The organism is Variovorax sp. M-6 (genome assembly GCF_052114385.1).
In the GTDB taxonomy this organism is placed as follows: domain Bacteria; phylum Pseudomonadota; class Gammaproteobacteria; order Burkholderiales; family Burkholderiaceae_C; genus Variovorax.
The window spans coordinates 177535-191505 of sequence record NZ_JBFREQ010000003.1 but is presented as its reverse complement, the minus strand read 5'-3'; the positions used below and the strand labels follow the sequence as shown (position 1 = coordinate 191505).

General features: G+C 67.2%; 17 protein-coding genes. 11 read left to right on the top strand and 6 right to left on the bottom strand.

What is annotated here, in order from left to right:
• Nucleotides 1-11: 11 nt before the first annotated feature.
• From AB4Z46_RS05200 to AB4Z46_RS05185, 4 genes are read left to right on the top strand one after another with little or no spacing between them, the layout of a single operon-like run.
• Complete coding sequence (locus tag AB4Z46_RS05200; RefSeq protein WP_442282409.1) at nt 12-1082, top strand: hemin-degrading factor; 1071 nt, start codon at nt 12-14, stop codon at nt 1080-1082.
• On the top strand, nt 1079-1957 hold the full coding sequence (locus tag AB4Z46_RS05195) for a heme/hemin ABC transporter substrate-binding protein (protein ID WP_442282408.1): 879 nt from the start codon (nt 1079-1081) through the stop codon (nt 1955-1957). Before AB4Z46_RS05200 ends, AB4Z46_RS05195 begins: the two co-directional genes overlap by 4 nt.
• Entirely contained in the window at nt 1954-2991 is a 1038-nt protein-coding gene (locus AB4Z46_RS05190) for a FecCD family ABC transporter permease (protein WP_442282407.1), read from the top strand. The genes AB4Z46_RS05195 and AB4Z46_RS05190 overlap by 4 nt, the downstream gene beginning before the upstream one ends.
• A complete protein-coding gene (locus AB4Z46_RS05185; RefSeq protein ID WP_442282406.1) occupies nt 2988-3767 on the top strand; it encodes a heme ABC transporter ATP-binding protein in 780 nt (259 codons plus the stop codon). The genes AB4Z46_RS05190 and AB4Z46_RS05185 overlap by 4 nt, the downstream gene beginning before the upstream one ends.
• Before the next feature lie 276 nt (nt 3768-4043).
• On the opposite strand, the gene ppsR is transcribed toward AB4Z46_RS05185, so the two are convergent.
• Complete coding sequence (gene ppsR, locus AB4Z46_RS05180) at nt 4044-4865, bottom strand: posphoenolpyruvate synthetase regulatory kinase/phosphorylase PpsR (RefSeq protein ID WP_442282405.1); 822 nt, start codon at nt 4863-4865, stop codon at nt 4044-4046.
• Nucleotides 4866-5065: 200 nt separating this feature from the next.
• On the opposite strand from ppsR, the gene ppsA reads away from it, so the two are divergent.
• From ppsA to dnaB, 7 genes are all read left to right on the top strand, one after another.
• Entirely contained in the window at nt 5066-7459 is a 2394-nt protein-coding gene (ppsA, locus tag AB4Z46_RS05175) for a phosphoenolpyruvate synthase (protein ID WP_442282404.1), read from the top strand.
• A 219-nt stretch (nt 7460-7678) separates the two neighbouring features.
• Nucleotides 7679-8170 carry a hypothetical protein gene (locus AB4Z46_RS05170; RefSeq protein ID WP_442282403.1) on the top strand — a complete coding sequence of 164 codons (492 nt, stop codon included), beginning with the start codon at nt 7679-7681 and terminating at the stop codon, nt 8168-8170.
• A gap of 164 nt (nt 8171-8334) precedes the next feature.
• On the top strand, nt 8335-8712 hold the full coding sequence (gene rpsF, locus AB4Z46_RS05165) for a 30S ribosomal protein S6 (RefSeq protein ID WP_286367284.1): 378 nt from the start codon (nt 8335-8337) through the stop codon (nt 8710-8712).
• 1 nt (nt 8713) lies between these two features.
• A complete protein-coding gene (gene priB, locus AB4Z46_RS05160) occupies nt 8714-9010 on the top strand; it encodes a primosomal replication protein N (RefSeq protein WP_442282402.1) in 297 nt (98 codons plus the stop codon).
• A 17-nt stretch (nt 9011-9027) separates the two neighbouring features.
• A complete protein-coding gene (gene rpsR / locus AB4Z46_RS05155) occupies nt 9028-9309 on the top strand; it encodes a 30S ribosomal protein S18 (RefSeq protein ID WP_007830781.1) in 282 nt (93 codons plus the stop codon).
• Between the two features lie 13 nt (nt 9310-9322).
• A complete protein-coding gene (gene rplI, locus AB4Z46_RS05150; protein WP_442282401.1) occupies nt 9323-9775 on the top strand; it encodes a 50S ribosomal protein L9 in 453 nt (150 codons plus the stop codon).
• A gap of 170 nt (nt 9776-9945) precedes the next feature.
• On the top strand, nt 9946-11346 hold the full coding sequence (gene dnaB / locus AB4Z46_RS05145; RefSeq protein WP_442282400.1) for a replicative DNA helicase: 1401 nt from the start codon (nt 9946-9948) through the stop codon (nt 11344-11346).
• Here the strand turns inward: dnaB and AB4Z46_RS05140 are convergent.
• From AB4Z46_RS05140 to AB4Z46_RS05120, 5 genes are read right to left on the bottom strand one after another with little or no spacing between them, the layout of a single operon-like run.
• On the bottom strand, nt 11343-12044 hold the full coding sequence (locus AB4Z46_RS05140) for a helix-turn-helix transcriptional regulator (protein WP_442282399.1): 702 nt from the start codon (nt 12042-12044) through the stop codon (nt 11343-11345). The two genes, dnaB and AB4Z46_RS05140, sit on opposite strands and share 4 nt — an antisense overlap.
• A 9-nt stretch (nt 12045-12053) precedes the next feature.
• Nucleotides 12054-12545 (bottom strand): 6-O-methylguanine DNA methyltransferase, encoded by a 492-nt coding sequence (locus AB4Z46_RS05135; RefSeq protein ID WP_442282398.1) that lies wholly within the window; start codon nt 12543-12545, stop codon nt 12054-12056.
• Nucleotide 12546: 1 nt separating this feature from the next.
• The gene (locus AB4Z46_RS05130; RefSeq protein ID WP_442282397.1) at nt 12547-13002 is read right to left on the bottom strand and encodes a GyrI-like domain-containing protein; all 456 of its coding nucleotides are present in this window, start codon (nt 13000-13002) and stop codon (nt 12547-12549) included.
• Nucleotides 13003-13022: 20 nt separating this feature from the next.
• Nucleotides 13023-13481: an EVE domain-containing protein gene (locus tag AB4Z46_RS05125; RefSeq protein WP_442282396.1), complete on the bottom strand. Its 459-nt coding sequence runs from the start codon at nt 13479-13481 to the stop codon at nt 13023-13025.
• 3 nt (nt 13482-13484) lie between these two features.
• Nucleotides 13485-13859 (bottom strand): VOC family protein, encoded by a 375-nt coding sequence (locus tag AB4Z46_RS05120; RefSeq protein ID WP_442282395.1) that lies wholly within the window; start codon nt 13857-13859, stop codon nt 13485-13487.
• Nucleotides 13860-13971: the final 112 nt, after the last annotated feature.

The following is a 13971-nucleotide window of genomic DNA, read 5'->3' as shown; positions in this document are numbered from 1 at the left end:
AGGACCTCATGATGACCCATGAACTCATTCGCGAACGATTCGCCGCCCTGCGCGCCGAAGGCAAGCGCCACAAGGATGCCGCCGAAGCGCTCGGCATCAGCGAGGGCGAGGCCATTGCCGCCCATGCGGGCGCGCACGATCGGGCGCTGCGCGCAGCGCCGCTGCGCGGGCCGTGGCTCGCGTTGTTGCAAGCGCTCGAACTGTGCGGTCCGGTGCTGGCGCTGACGCGCAATGCCTCGACGGTGCACGAGAAGACGGGCATCTACCGGAACCTGTCCGGCGGCGCCCAGATGGGTCTCGCGCTCGGCGAGGAGATCGACCTGCGGCTCTTTTTCAGCCACTGGCATGCGGGCTTCTTCGTCAGCGAGGCGGCCGCGAATGCGGGCCAGCCGCCGTCGCTGAGCCTGCAGTTCTTCGATGCCAGCGGCCTGGCCGTGCACAAGATCTTTGTCCGCGATGCGACCGATCGCGATGCCTTCCAGTCGGTCGCCCAGGCCCATGCGGATGCCGCGCAGATCGTCGAGTTCGGGCCCGTGCAGCCCAAGGCGCCGCCGCGGCCCGACCGCGAGATCGACGGCGCCGGCCTCGCCGAGGCGTGGGGGCGCATGACCGACACGCACCAGTTCTTCGGCCTGCTCAACAAGTTCGAAGTCGAGCGACAGCAGAGCTTCCGCCTGACCGAGGGCACATTCGCGAAGCGGGCCGCCCGGCTGGCGGTGCGCGAGCTGCTGCACGAGGCTTCCTTCGCGGGCACGCCCATCATGGTGTTCGTGGGCAGCCCGGGCTGCATCCAGATCCACACCGGGCCGGTGGTGCGGGTCGAGCCGATGGAGATGCGCGGCATGCAGTGGCTCAACGTGCTGGACCCGGGCTTCAACCTGCACCTGCGCGAAGACCTGGTCGAGAGCGTCTGGATCGTCGAGAAGCCGACCAGCGACGGCGTTGTGACTTCGGTCGAGGCCTTCGACCGCGAGGGCGGCCTGATGGCGATGTTCTTCGGTGCGCGCAAGCCCGGCGTGCCGGAACGCGACGACTGGCGTGAGTTGGTGCGAAAACTGCCGAGCGCCGAGGTGGGCGCATGACGAGGGCGACGCGAGATCGGCGCGACACGCTGCGCCTTCTCGGCGCTTCCGCGCTGGCCGCATGCGCCTGGCCCGTCGCTGCGCAGGGTCCGGGCGCACCGCGCCTGGTGACCGTCAGCGGCGCCATCACCGAGGTGGTGTTCGCGCTGGGCGCCGAGTCGCAGCTGGTCGGGACCGACACCACGAGCCTTTACCCGGAGGCCGCCCGCCGGACGCCGAAGGTCGGCTACATGCGCCAGCTCTCCGCCGAAGGGCTGCTGTCGCTCAAGCCCGATGCGGTGATCGCCACCACCGAGTCGGGGCCGCCGGTCGTGCTCGACCAGCTGCGTGCGGCCGGCGTCAGGCTGGAGCTGGTCGAAGCCGACCACAGCTGGGGCGAGGTGCAGCGCAAGGTGGCCGCCGTGGGCCGCGCGGCGGCGCGCGAGGCGCAGGCGCGCGAACTGATGACGCGGCTCGAGGTCGAATGGTCCGAGGTGCAGAAGCGCTTGGCGACGGACAGCGCCGGCACGCGCAAGCCGCGCGTGCTGTTCGTGCTGTCCCACAGCGCGAGCCCGCAGGTGTCGGGCGAGAAGACCGCGGCGCACGCGATGATCGGCTTCGCCGGCGGCGTCAACTGCCTCTCGGGCTTTCAGGGCTACCGGCCGATGACCGCCGAGGCCATGGCCAGCGCCGCCCCGGATGTGATCCTGACCACTACGCAGAGCATCGAGGCGCACGGCGGTGCGGAGAAGTTCTGGCAGCGCCCGGAACTGGCATTGACACCGGCCTTCCGGAAGCGGGCGCTGGTGACCCAGGACGCCTTGCTGCTGCTGGGGTTCGGTCCGCGCCTGCCTCTTGCCGTCAGCGAACTGCACAAGAGCTTTCGCGCGGCATGAGCGGGCGGCTGACGATGCGCGCCACCCTGGCGGGTGGCCTCGTGCTGTTGCTGCTGAGCTTCGCCGTCGGCGCCGGTTCGGGCGCCTACGCGATCAGCGCCTCGCAGTTGCTGGGCGTGTTCGCTTCGATCTGGCAGGGCGGCGCCGATGCGTCGCCCGAGTACCTGGTGTTCGTCAACATCCGGCTGCCGCGCCTGATCCTCGGCGTCGCCGCCGGTGCGGGGCTCGGTATGGCGGGCACCCTGATGCAGGGGCTGTTCCGCAATCCGCTCGCCGATCCGGGCCTGATCGGCATCAGCAGCGGCGCCGCGCTGGCGGCCGGCGTGACGATCGTGCTCGGCACCTGGCTGATGCCGGTGCTGCCACGCACCCTGGGCAGCTGGACGCTGGTCAGCATGGCCTTCGGCGGCGGCTTTGCCGTGACGCTGCTGATCTACGGCCTGTCGCGCAGCGAGGGCAGCACGCGCATGGCGCTGATGTTGCTCGCGGGCATCGCGATCAACGCGCTGGCGGGGGCCGGCCTCGGCTTCCTGAGCGTGATGGCCTCGGACGAGCAATTGCGCAGCCTGCAGTTCTGGCTGCTGGGCAGCCTGGGCGGCGCGCGCTGGAGCGCGGTGCTGCTGGTGGGCGCGATCGTGTTCGTGGCGCTGTGCATCGGATTGACGCTGGCCGCGCCGCTGAACGCGATCGCGCTGGGCGAGGCGCAGGCGACGCTGCTGGGCGTGGACGTCGAGCGCGTCAAGCGGCGGGCGATCCTGGTGACCGCGTTCGCGGTGGGCGCGGTCACCGCGACCACCGGCATCATCGGCTTCGTCGGCCTGATCGCGCCGCATTGGGTGCGGCTGGTGGCGGGGCCCGACCATCGCGTGGTGCTGCCGGGGTCGGCGCTGCTGGGCGCGGTGCTGGTGCTGGCCGCCGACACGGTGGCGCGCACGGCGATGGCGCCGACCGAGCTTCCGCTGGGTGTGCTGACCGCCTTCATCGGGGTGCCGATGTTCCTGCTCATGCTGCGGCATTTCCGGGGGCGCATATGACGCTCGGCTGCATCGACGTCGAGGTGCGCATCGGCGGCAAGACCCTGCTGTCCGGCGCGAACATCACGCTGCACCCGGGCCGGGTGACGGCCATCCTGGGCCCCAACGGCGCGGGCAAGTCCACCTTGCTGTCGGTGCTGGGCGGCCAGCGCCGGCCGGACCGCGGCCGCGTGCTGCTCGACCGCCTGTCGCCGGCCGAGCACAAGACCGCGGCACTGGCCCTGCGTCGGGCACTGATGCCCCAGGAGAGTGCGGTGGCCTTCGACTTCACTGCCCAGGAAATCGTCGCCCTGGGCCGTTTCCCCCACCGCGGCACGCCGAGCCGGGACGAAGACGCCATCATCGAAAGCGCGATGGCGCTGACCGATGTGTCGGCGCTCGCGCAGCGCGTGCTCAACACCCTGTCGGGCGGCGAGAAGGCGCGCGTGCAGATGGCGCGTGCACTGGCACAGCTCTGGGATCCCCGGCCCGACGGCAGCGCCCGCTGGCTGCTGCTGGACGAGCCCACCGCCGCGCTCGACCTGGCGCACCAGCACGCCGCGATGCGGCTGCTGCGCGACTGGGCGGGGCAGGGCGTGGGCATCGTCGCCGTCCTGCACGACCTCAACCTGGCGCGCCGTTATGCCGATGACGTGGTGGTGCTGGTCGGCGGCGCCGGCGTCCACCAGGGGCCGGCGGCGGAGGTGCTGCAGCCGGCGCTGATTGAGCGCGTCTGGGCGATGCGCTGCCAGCCGATCAACGCTGCCGACGGCACGGTCCAGTACCTTTTCGGGTGAGTGTGGCTCGCCCCCAGGTTGGCTCACTTCGTGTAGCCGCCCACCCCCTACCGGGGGCAACACCAGCGGCCTGGCAAAGCCAGTTCCGCGGTGTTCCACGAAGGGGCCTGGCTGCGCAGGCCGCGGAATCCGGCGCCCGCTGCGATCATCTTCGCGGCTGCGCGGAGCGCGCCCGTTGGTGAGCAGTCGCGGAACCGGCTTTGCCGGGCCGCTGACTGCGCCCCCGGTAGGGGGTGGGCGCCCGGACACGAAGTGCCGGGCAACCTGGGGGCGAGCTCAGTACGTCAGGCGTTCAGGGCGCAGCTCCTGCAGGATCGTGGTCGCGATCTCCTCGATCGACTTGGTGGTGGTCGACAGCCAGCGAATGCCGGCCCGCCGCATCATCGCCTCGGCCTCGCTGACCTCGTGGCGGCAGTTTTCGAGGCTGGCATAGCGCGAATTCGGCCGGCGCTCGTTGCGGATCTCGCTCAGGCGCTCGGGCTGGATCGTGAGACCGAAGATCTTCTTGCGATGCGGCATCAGGGCCGGGGGCAACTGGCGGCGGTCGAAATCCTCGGGGATCAGCGGGTAGTTGGCGGCCTTCAGGCCGTGCTGCATGGCGAGATACAGCGAGGTCGGCGTCTTGCCGCTGCGGCTGACGCCGACCAGGATCACGTCCGCGCCCTCGAGATCGCGGTGGCTCTGGCCGTCGTCGTGCGCCAGGCTGAAATCGATGGCCTGGATGCGGGCGTCGTACTCCTTGCTCTTGCTGACGTCGCTGAAGCGGCCGATGCGATGGTTCGATTTCATCGCGAACTCGATCTCGAGCGGCCGCACGAAAGTGCCGAACATGTCGAGCAGCATGCCCTTGCAACCGGTTTCGATCACTTCGAGCACTTCCATGTTTGCCAGCGTCGTGAACACGATCGGCCGCACACCCTCGATTTCGGCCGTGTGGTTGATCTTCCGCACCGCCTGGTGCGCCTTGTCGGCGGTGTCGGTGAAGGGCAGCCGCACATGGCGGGGCTTCATCTCGAACTGGGCCAGAACGGCATTGCCGAAAGTCTCGGCGGTGATGCCGGTGCCGTCGGAAACGAAGAAAACAGTGCGCGTTTGCATATTTGGGCGACCTTGTCCTGCGGCACGCCCGACTCGGCCGCGCCTACAATTCGCCCCATTATCGGGAATGCCGGGCGCTTTCCCCCACAGCCTTCCCCTTCGAATTCCAGCATGCACCCCCCGCCGATGCCCAGAGCAAGAAGAACGATCGCGTCGCGGCGCCTGCATGCAGCATCAGTTTCAACTTCTGGAGCTTTCCCATGTCTGCACTGTTCGAAGCGACCGCCCTGGTCGTACCGTTCGAAAACCTGAGAATGACCGACGTCGAGTCGGTCGGCGGCAAGAACGCCAGTCTCGGCGAGATGATTTCCCAGCTGCCCCAGGGCGTCCGCGTCCCGACCGGCTTCGCCACCACGGCCCATGCATTCCGCCAGTTCCTGGCGCACGACGGCCTGGCCGACAAGATCAGCGCCAAGCTCGCGAAGCTCGACACCGATGACGTCCGCGCGCTGGCCACGGTCGGCGGCGAGATCCGCGCGATGGTCGAGGCCCAGCCCTTCCCGGCCGACCTGCAGAAGGCGATCGCCGAGGCTTTCGCGACGCTGTCGGCCGGCAATCCCCAGGCCAGCTTCGCGGTGCGTTCGTCCGCCACCGCGGAAGACCTGCCCGACGCCTCCTTCGCAGGCCAGCAGGAGACCTTCCTCAACGTGGTCGGCATCGAGGACGTGCTGCACAAGATGAAGGAAGTCTTCGCCTCGCTCTACAACGACCGCGCGATCAGCTACCGGGTGCACAAGGGCTTCGCCCATGACGTGGTGGCGCTGTCCGCCGGCGTGCAGCGCATGGTGCGCAGCGACCTCGGCGCGGCCGGCGTGATGTTCACGATCGATACCGAATCGGGCTTCGAGGACGTGGTCTTCATCACCTCGAGCTACGGCCTGGGCGAAACCGTGGTGCAGGGTGCCGTGAACCCCGACGAGTTCTATGTCCACAAGCCGACGCTGCGCGCCGGCAAGCGCGCGGTGATCCGCCGCAACCTGGGCTCCAAGCTGATCCAGATGGAATTCGCGACCGCCGCCGAGAAGGCGGCCAGCGGCAAGCTGGTCAAGACCACCGACGTGCCGACCGAGCAGCGCAACCGCTATTCGCTGAGCGACGCCGACGTCGAGCAACTGGCGAAATACGCGCTGGTCATCGAGGAGCACTACGGCCGTCCGATGGACATCGAATGGGGCAAGGACGGCACCGACGGCCAGCTCTACATCCTGCAGGCGCGGCCCGAGACCGTGAAGAGCCAGCAGCAGGGCAAGGCGGAACAGCGCTACAAGCTGCTGGGCCGCGGCGCCATCCTGGCCGAGGGCCGCGCGATCGGCCAGAAGATCGGCACCGGGCCGGTGCGGCTGGTCCACAACATCAGCGAGATGGACAAGGTCCAGGCGGGCGACGTGCTCGTGACCGACATGACCGACCCGAACTGGGAGCCGGTGATGAAGCGCGCCGCCGCGATCGTCACCAACCGGGGCGGACGCACCTGCCACGCGGCGATCATTGCGCGCGAACTCGGCATCCCGGCGGTGGTCGGCTGCGGCGATGCCACCGACCTGCTCAAGGAAGGCACGCTGGTCACGGTCAGCTGCGCCGAGGGCGACACCGGTTTCATCTACGACGGCCTGCTCGAAACCGAAGTGACCGAGGTCCAGCGCGGCGAGATGCCCCCGATCGACCTCAAGATCATGATGAACGTGGGCAATCCGCAGCTCGCCTTCGACTTCGCCCAGCTGCCGAACCACGGCGTCGGCCTGGCGCGGCTCGAATTCATCATCAACAACAACATCGGCGTCCATCCGAAGGCGATCCTCGACTATCCCAATGTCGACGCCGACCTCAAGAAGGCGGTGGAATCCGTGGCGCGCGGCCATGCCTCGCCGCGAGCCTTCTACGTCGACAAGGTGGCCGAGGGCATCGCCACCATCGGCGCCGCCTTCTGGCCCAAGCCGGTGATCGTGCGCCTCTCGGACTTCAAGTCCAACGAATACCGCAAGCTAATCGGCGGCAGCCGCTACGAGCCCGAGGAAGAGAACCCGATGCTGGGCTTCCGCGGCGCGGCGCGCTACCTCAGCGGCGAGTTCGGCGAGGCCTTCGCGATGGAGTGCGAGGCGCTCAAGCGCGTGCGCAACGAGATGGGCCTGACCAACGTGCAGATCATGGTGCCCTTCGTGCGCACCCTGGGCCAGGCCGAGCGCGTGACCACGCTGCTGGGCGAGCACGGCCTGAAGCGCGGCGAGAACGAACTCAAGCTGATCATGATGTGCGAGGTTCCGAGCAACGCGATCCTGCCGGAGGAGTTCCTGAAATTCTTCGACGGTTTCTCGATCGGCTCGAACGACCTGACCCAGCTCACGCTGGGCCTGGACCGCGACTCCGGGCTGGAACTGCTGGCCGCCGACTTCGACGAGCGCGACCCGGCCGTCAAGGCGCTGCTGGCGAAGGTCATCAAGGCCTGCAAGGACCAGGGCAAGTACGTCGGGATCTGCGGCCAGGGCCCCAGCGACCATCCGGATTTCGCGCTCTGGCTGGCCGAGCAGGGGATCGAGTCGATCTCGCTCAACCCCGACAGCGTGATCGAAACCTGGAAGCAGCTCGCCAAGCGCTGAGCGGCTGCGAGGGGCGGCGGTGGCAGGGGTGTCACCGCCGCGCAACGACTTTGGTCACGGTCTTCGTGTAATCCTCATGTCAGCTTGACGTATTTGCAACCAATTGCTTCTTTGGTGTCAAACTCGCCGCATCCCGGGGCGCGGTTGTGCCGAAGTCGCACCAGGACCCTTCGCCGGCCCTGCCATACGCCCTGACCTTGACGTCGAGGAACCAACCCCATGATTCTTGTCAAGACCGAAGCCGGGCAGCGTGTTCTCAAGGACCGGTCCATTGCGCTGACGCCGCGCCAGCGCACGGCGTTCATTCTTTTCGATGGCAGGCGAAGCGTCGCCGAGGTGCTCGAGTCCGGAATGGGCGTGAGCCGCGAGGAGATCGATCAGATGGTCGGGCAGGGACTGCTGGCCCGGGTCGGGGAGAGCGCGGCTGCGGTCGTTGACGGTCCCGTCCCCGCGGCGATTCCCGTGGCGGCCGCGTCCGCGCTCGCAGCGAGTGCACCGGAGGCCGCGCGCTCGGACCAGCAGCGCTACAAGGACGCCTATCCGATCGCCACCCTGTTGACCGGCAGTCTGGGCTTGCGCGGCTTCAGGCTCAACCTGTCGGTCGAAGGCAGCTCGACCTGCGAGCAACTGCTGGAGCTGTTTCCCAAGATCCAGGCCGCGGTGGGGCCCGAGAAGGCCTCTGCGCTCGAACGGGCGCTGCGCGGGAACTGAGCCCCCGCAACCCCTCGAAGGGCCTCAGGCCACCTTGAGGGCAGTCCGGCGCCGGGCCGAGTGCTATAATTTACGGCTTTGCCTTGCCACACCACGTCTGACGCCGCGGGTGGCTCAACCCCTTTCCTCGAGAAAATCGCAGGAAAAATCCACAAGGAGTGCCAATGCGTCACTATGAAATCATTTTGCTGATCCATCCGGATCAGAGCGAGCAAGTTCCGGCCATGCTGGAACGCTACAAGGGCCTGATCACGGCCGGCGGCGGCAAGGTCCACCGCGTGGAAGACTGGGGCCGCCGCCAGCTGGCCTACCAGATCAACAAGCTCAACAAGGCGCACTACCTGTGCGTGAACATCGAAGCCGAGCAGACCGTCATGGCCGAGCTCGAGCACGCGTTCAAGTTCAACGACGCCGTTCTGCGCCACCTGACCGTGGTCAAGAAGAAGGCCGACACCGGTCCTTCGTCGATGATGAAGACGGTCGAGCGCGAAGAGGCCCGCAAGGCCCAGCAGGCCGAATACGCCGCCAACAACAACGGATGATGTGAGCGCTGCCGCGGTCAATCAGCTGCTGCTGACTGCCTGCGTCGCCGAACTCGGAGCTTTGCGTTACACGCCTGCCGGATTGCCCGCCATCGACCTGCGACTCGAACACGAGTCGACAGTGACCGAAGCGGCCCAGCCCCGACAGGTCAAGGCGGCCATCAAGGCCGTTGCGTTCGGCGCAGTGGCCGAGCGGCTCGCAAGGCAGGAGCTGGGCAGTCTCTGGCGATTCCAGGGCTTCCTCGCGACACCGGGTACGGCCAAGCATCCCGTGCTTCACATTCAAGAATTCAACTAATTTTCTAGAGGTCCAAAATGGCCACGTTCAAGAAATTCAACAAGGACAAGCGTCCGAAGCGCAACACCCAGTCGCTGCTGTTCAAGCGCAAGCGCTTCTGCCGCTTCACCGTCGCCGGCGTCGAAGAGATCGACTACAAGGACATCGACACCCTGCGCGACTTCATCAGCGAAAACGGCAAGATCATCCCCGCGCGCCTGACCGGCACGCGCGCGATCTACCAGCGCCAGCTCAACACCGCGATCAAGCGTGCCCGCTTCCTCGCGATGGTCCCGTACAGCGACCAACACCGCGTCTAAGGAGCCAGATACCATGCAAGTCATTCTTCTGGACAAGGTCGTCAATCTCGGCGTGCTCGGCGAAATCGTCAAGGTCAAGGACGGTTACGCCCGCAACTTCCTGATCCCGTCGGGCCGCGCCCGCCGCGCCACCGAAGCCAACAAGGCCGAATTCGAAGCCAAGCGCGTCGAACTCGAAAAGGCTGCGGCCGCCAAGCTGGCCGAATCGCAAGCCCAGGGCGAAAAGCTCGCCGGCACCACCGTCAAGCTGACCCAGAAGGCCGGCGTCGACGGCCGCCTGTTCGGCTCGGTGACCAACAGCGACATCGCCGAAGAGCTCAACAAGCAGGGCTACAAGGTTGCGAAGTCGCAGGTGCGCATGCCCAACGGCCCGATCAAGGTCGCTGGCGACAGCACCGTCAGCGTTGCGCTGCACACCGACGTGGTGGTCGAGATCACCGTCGCGGTCTACGGCGAAACCGCCTGATCGCCCGACGCGCTTCACGCGCGTGAAAGAGCCGCCTTCGGGCGGCTTTTCTTTTTCCGGTCAAACGGGTTGTCCCAGACGCTGCACCGGAAGATCACCGCTTATTCACAGCCTTGTCCACGTGACGCCGCGCTCGCCGCGGCTTAGCATGCACGGTTGCAAGGAACTTCATGTCCGCAGTTTTTTCCTACGCCGACAACGACCCGTCGGCTGACCGCCAGATCGCGCAATTGCGCATCCCACCCCATTCGATCGAGGCCGAATCGAGCGTCCTGGGTGGCCTGTTGCTCGACAACGGCGCCTGGGACCGCATGGGCGACGTGGTGGTCGACGGCGATTTCTACCGCCACGAACACAAGCTGATCTACGCGGCCATCGGTACGCTGATCAATGCCAGCAAGCCGGCCGACGTGATCACGGTCTATGAGCAGCTGCAGAACCTCGGCAAGGCCGACGAGATCGGCGGGCTCGGCTACCTGAATTCGCTCGCCCAGTACGTGCCGAGCGCGAGCAACATCCGGCGCTATGCGGAAATCGTGCGCGAGCGTTCGATCCTGCGCAAGCTGGTGAGCGCCAGCGACGAGATCGCGACCAACGCCTTCAACACGCAGGGCAAGGCGGTCGACAAGATCCTCGACGAGGCCGAGCAGAAGATCTTCAACATCGGCGAGGAAGGCACGCGCATGAAGCAGGGCTTCCAGGGCATGGATTCCCTGGTGGTCGAACTGCTCGACCGCGTGACCGAGATGGCCGAGAACCCGAACGACATCACGGGCGTGCGCACCGGTTTCTACGAGTTCGACAAGATGACCTCCGGCCTGCAGCCGGGCGACATGATCGTGCTGGCCGCGCGCCCCTCGATGGGGAAGACCTCGCTGGCGATCAACATCGCCGAGCACGTGGCGCTCAACGAGGGCCTGCCGGTGGCGGTGTTCTCGATGGAAATGGGGGCTTCGCAGTTGGCGGTGCGTATCGTCGGCTCGATCGGCCGCATCGACCAGGGCCACCTGCGCACCGGCAAGCTGACCGACGAGGAATGGCCGCGCCTGACCGAAGCCATCGAGAAGCTGCGCAACGTCTCGCTGCACATCGACGAGACGCCCGGCCTCACCACCAGCGAACTGCGCGCCAATGCGAGACGGCTGGCACGCCAGTACGGCAAGCTCGGCCTGATCGTGGTCGACTACCTGCAACTCATGAGCGTGTCGAGCAGCATGAACGACGAGAACCGCGCCACCGCGGTGGGCGAAATCTCGCGCGGCCTGAAGATGCTGGCCAAGGAGCTCAAGTGCCCGGTGATCGCGCTGTCGCAGTTGAGCCGCGGCGTCGAGAGCCGGACCGACAAGCGCCCGATGATGAGCGACCTGCGCGAGTCCGGCGCGATCGAGCAGGATGCCGACATCATCATGTTCATCTATCGCGACGACTACTACGACAAGAACAGCAAGGAACCCGGCGTCGCCGAGGTGATCATCAGCAAGCACCGCAACGGCCCGACGGGCACCGTCAAGCTGGCCTTCCTGAAGCCCTTGACCAAGTTCGAGAACCTCGCCGGCGGCAACGACTTCTAGCCCGTTCCGGCGGAGCCGGCATTGGCGTTCAGCTGGCGCAGCATGTCGGCCAGGGTCTTGCCGGACTCGTCCCTGAAGCGTTCCGGCAGTACTTCGATGGCGTCGATGCGGTCGAGCCGAAAGCCCCGGAAGTCGTTGCGCAGTTCGCACCAGGCCGAGAAGGTCCAGACCTTGCCCCAGTAGAAGCAGCCCAGGGGGCGCACCGTGCGCTGGCTGGGGGCGCCCGCGACGTCGCGGTAGTCCATGCGCAGCTTGTGGCGCGACTGCACGGCCTCGCGCAGCGTCTGCAGCCGCGACCGCGTGCCGGGGTCGAGCACGTAGGCCGGGGCGTAGAGCGCCAGGCTTTCGGCCGATACCCGCGCCGCCGGCGGCAGCACCGACAGGATCTTGCCGAGCGCGGATTCGATGTCGCGCGCCATCGCGGCGTCGACCCAGCTTTGCGCCAGGCGCGCGGATGCCACCAGTGCCGCCGCCTCGTCCTGCGTGAACATCAGCGGCGGCAGGTCGAAGCCCGCGCCCAGGCGGTAGCCGACGCCGGCTTCGCCCTCGAGCGGCACGCCCTGGCGCTGCAGATCTGCGACGTCGCGGTACACCGTTCGCTCGGAGACCTCGAGACGGCGCGCGAGAAAGGCGGCCGTGGTGAGCCGCCGCCCGCGAATGAGCTGGACGATCTGGAACAGGCGGTCGGCACGGCGCATGGATCGGCTTCAGCTTCCCAGAAGTTTGGTCTCGAAGTCGAGGACGAAAAAGCGCGCGCCTCGCTGGACCACGGTGTGGCCTTCGGATTCGAGCCGGCGCATGAGTTCATCGAGGCCCCCGGGGTACTTGAGGTTCAGTTCGCCGTTGACCTTCAGCGTGCGCCAGTAGGGTGTGATGTCGCCGCGGCCCGCCTGCCGGTCTTCCGCCGCCGCCTGCGCCGCCATGCTGGCGAAGATCGCCGTGGTCACGGTGCAACCGATGGTGGCGCCGTGTTCGCGTGCGAGCTGTTCACCGATGCCGAAGACCGTCACGAGTCGGCCCTCGGGCACGCGCTTCATGGCGTCTTCGACCTCCCGGGGCGAGGGTGTCACGATCGTTCCCGGCCCGTGGCGACGCAGCATGCTGGGCGGAATGGGCTTCACCTCGGGCAGGCGCGGATAGCCCGCGAGCTTCTCCCGCCAGCTCTTCCTGCTGCGTCTGCTGCCGATGGTGCTGCTCATGTCAGTCCGTCAGGACTCCGATGTGGATGGCGACCTGGTCGGGCCCGCTGTAGGCCTCGAAGTCGCTCTGGTAGCGGCGCCGGATCTCCGGGTGCGCATCGAAATAGTGCCAGATCGCCTGCCAGACCGCGAGCACCATCTGCGGCATTTCACCTTGCCCGGTGAAGACCAGGTAGTCGCCGCCTTCGATCCGCACCGTCGCGGGGCCATCGGCCACCGCGACGCCGGTCGTGATGTCGAAGGCGCCGTGCGCGTCGGTCTCGTAGGCCGAGTAGACGCCGTAGAGCCGCATGTCGTCGATGCGGTGAGGGGTCGTCTCGTAGACGCGCTCGCCGAAGAAACGGTCCCATAGCGTGCCGATGCGCGCGGCCTCGGGGTCGCTCTCGTCGCGGTTCGTGGTGCGTGCGGTCAATCCGGCGACGTTGAAGGGATCGAGGTGCTGAAGTTGGGGTTGCATGGTTTTCTCCATCATGGCTTTCAGAGGTCGAGGCCTTCGCGATCGGCTTTCATGGCCGCCGCGATCAGGCGGAAATCGTGATCGTTGACATCGAACATGCCGAAGCGGAACTTGCCGCCCCAGCGTTTCGGGTCTTCGACGAAATCGAACTGTTCGATCAGCGGCAGGATGGGCGCTTCGCTCGCGGCGGCGTAATGCACGTCTCGCCGCCACGGCACGAAGCCGTTGCCCATGTCGGCCTCGTAGGGGGCATCGCCGTGCACGACGCCGATCGAAACGAAGCTCTGCAGCCTATCGGCCACGCCGAGTTCGGTGGTCGGGGCGTAGTAGGCCACGCGGTCGCCGGCCTTGATGCGTTGGAGGGGGGCCAGCTTGCCGTGTCCGACCTGCATGAAGCCGCCCGTGGCGTTGTCGCGACCGCGGCGCGCATGCTCCGCGCTCGCGACGGCGATCCAGTTCCTGTGCGTCGGCGTGTTCATGGTTCAGGCGAGGGCGTGCAGTCCGACTTCGTTGCCTTCGGTGTCGCGCAGAACGGCGAAAGAACCCATGTCCGCCGGCAGCGCGGTCTTCGGTGTCACGATCTGTCCGCCTGCCGCGGCAACGCGAGACAGTGCCGCGTCGATGCTCGGCATGCAGTCGAGATAGATGCGCACGCCACTGCCCGCCGCGGCGGCACGCGGGCTGCCGGCCACCAGACAACCGCCGGTGGCAGGCTGCTCGTAGGGAAAGATCGCCATCGGCTCGCCGCCCATGTCTTCGCGCTTCAGTGCGCGGCCGAGCACCTTCTCGTAGAAGGCCTGCGCCCGGTCCAGGTTGGCGACGGGGATCTCGAACCAGTTGATGGTGGTGGCAGTCATGGTGCTCTCCTGTGTCAGTGATTGAAGCCTCCATGCTGCGCGGAGCCTCCTGACAACGTGTTGTCAGGAGCCTTCAGCAGACCATAAAAAAGGGCCCGCGCGCAGCGCAGGC

Bases quoted from the DNA above. Each gene is read 5' to 3' on its own strand.
- AB4Z46_RS05200 (WP_442282409.1), top strand. From the start codon at position 12: ATGACCCATGAACTCATTCGCGAACGATTCGCCGCCCTGCGCGCCGAA.
- AB4Z46_RS05195 (WP_442282408.1), top strand. From the start codon at position 1,079: ATGACGAGGGCGACGCGAGATCGGCGCGACACGCTGCGCCTTCTCGGC.
- AB4Z46_RS05190 (WP_442282407.1), top strand. From the start codon at position 1,954: ATGAGCGGGCGGCTGACGATGCGCGCCACCCTGGCGGGTGGCCTCGTG.
- AB4Z46_RS05185 (WP_442282406.1), top strand. From the start codon at position 2,988: ATGACGCTCGGCTGCATCGACGTCGAGGTGCGCATCGGCGGCAAGACC.
- ppsR (WP_442282405.1), bottom strand. From the start codon at position 4,865: ATGCAAACGCGCACTGTTTTCTTCGTTTCCGACGGCACCGGCATCACC.
- ppsA (WP_442282404.1), top strand. From the start codon at position 5,066: ATGTCTGCACTGTTCGAAGCGACCGCCCTGGTCGTACCGTTCGAAAAC.
- AB4Z46_RS05170 (WP_442282403.1), top strand. From the start codon at position 7,679: ATGATTCTTGTCAAGACCGAAGCCGGGCAGCGTGTTCTCAAGGACCGG.
- rpsF (WP_286367284.1), top strand. From the start codon at position 8,335: ATGCGTCACTATGAAATCATTTTGCTGATCCATCCGGATCAGAGCGAG.
- rpsR (WP_007830781.1), top strand. From the start codon at position 9,028: ATGGCCACGTTCAAGAAATTCAACAAGGACAAGCGTCCGAAGCGCAAC.
- rplI (WP_442282401.1), top strand. From the start codon at position 9,323: ATGCAAGTCATTCTTCTGGACAAGGTCGTCAATCTCGGCGTGCTCGGC.
- dnaB (WP_442282400.1), top strand. From the start codon at position 9,946: ATGTCCGCAGTTTTTTCCTACGCCGACAACGACCCGTCGGCTGACCGC.
- AB4Z46_RS05140 (WP_442282399.1), bottom strand. From the start codon at position 12,044: ATGCGCCGTGCCGACCGCCTGTTCCAGATCGTCCAGCTCATTCGCGGG.
- AB4Z46_RS05135 (WP_442282398.1), bottom strand. From the start codon at position 12,545: ATGAGCAGCACCATCGGCAGCAGACGCAGCAGGAAGAGCTGGCGGGAG.
- AB4Z46_RS05130 (WP_442282397.1), bottom strand. From the start codon at position 13,002: ATGCAACCCCAACTTCAGCACCTCGATCCCTTCAACGTCGCCGGATTG.
- AB4Z46_RS05125 (WP_442282396.1), bottom strand. From the start codon at position 13,481: ATGAACACGCCGACGCACAGGAACTGGATCGCCGTCGCGAGCGCGGAG.
- AB4Z46_RS05120 (WP_442282395.1), bottom strand. From the start codon at position 13,859: ATGACTGCCACCACCATCAACTGGTTCGAGATCCCCGTCGCCAACCTG.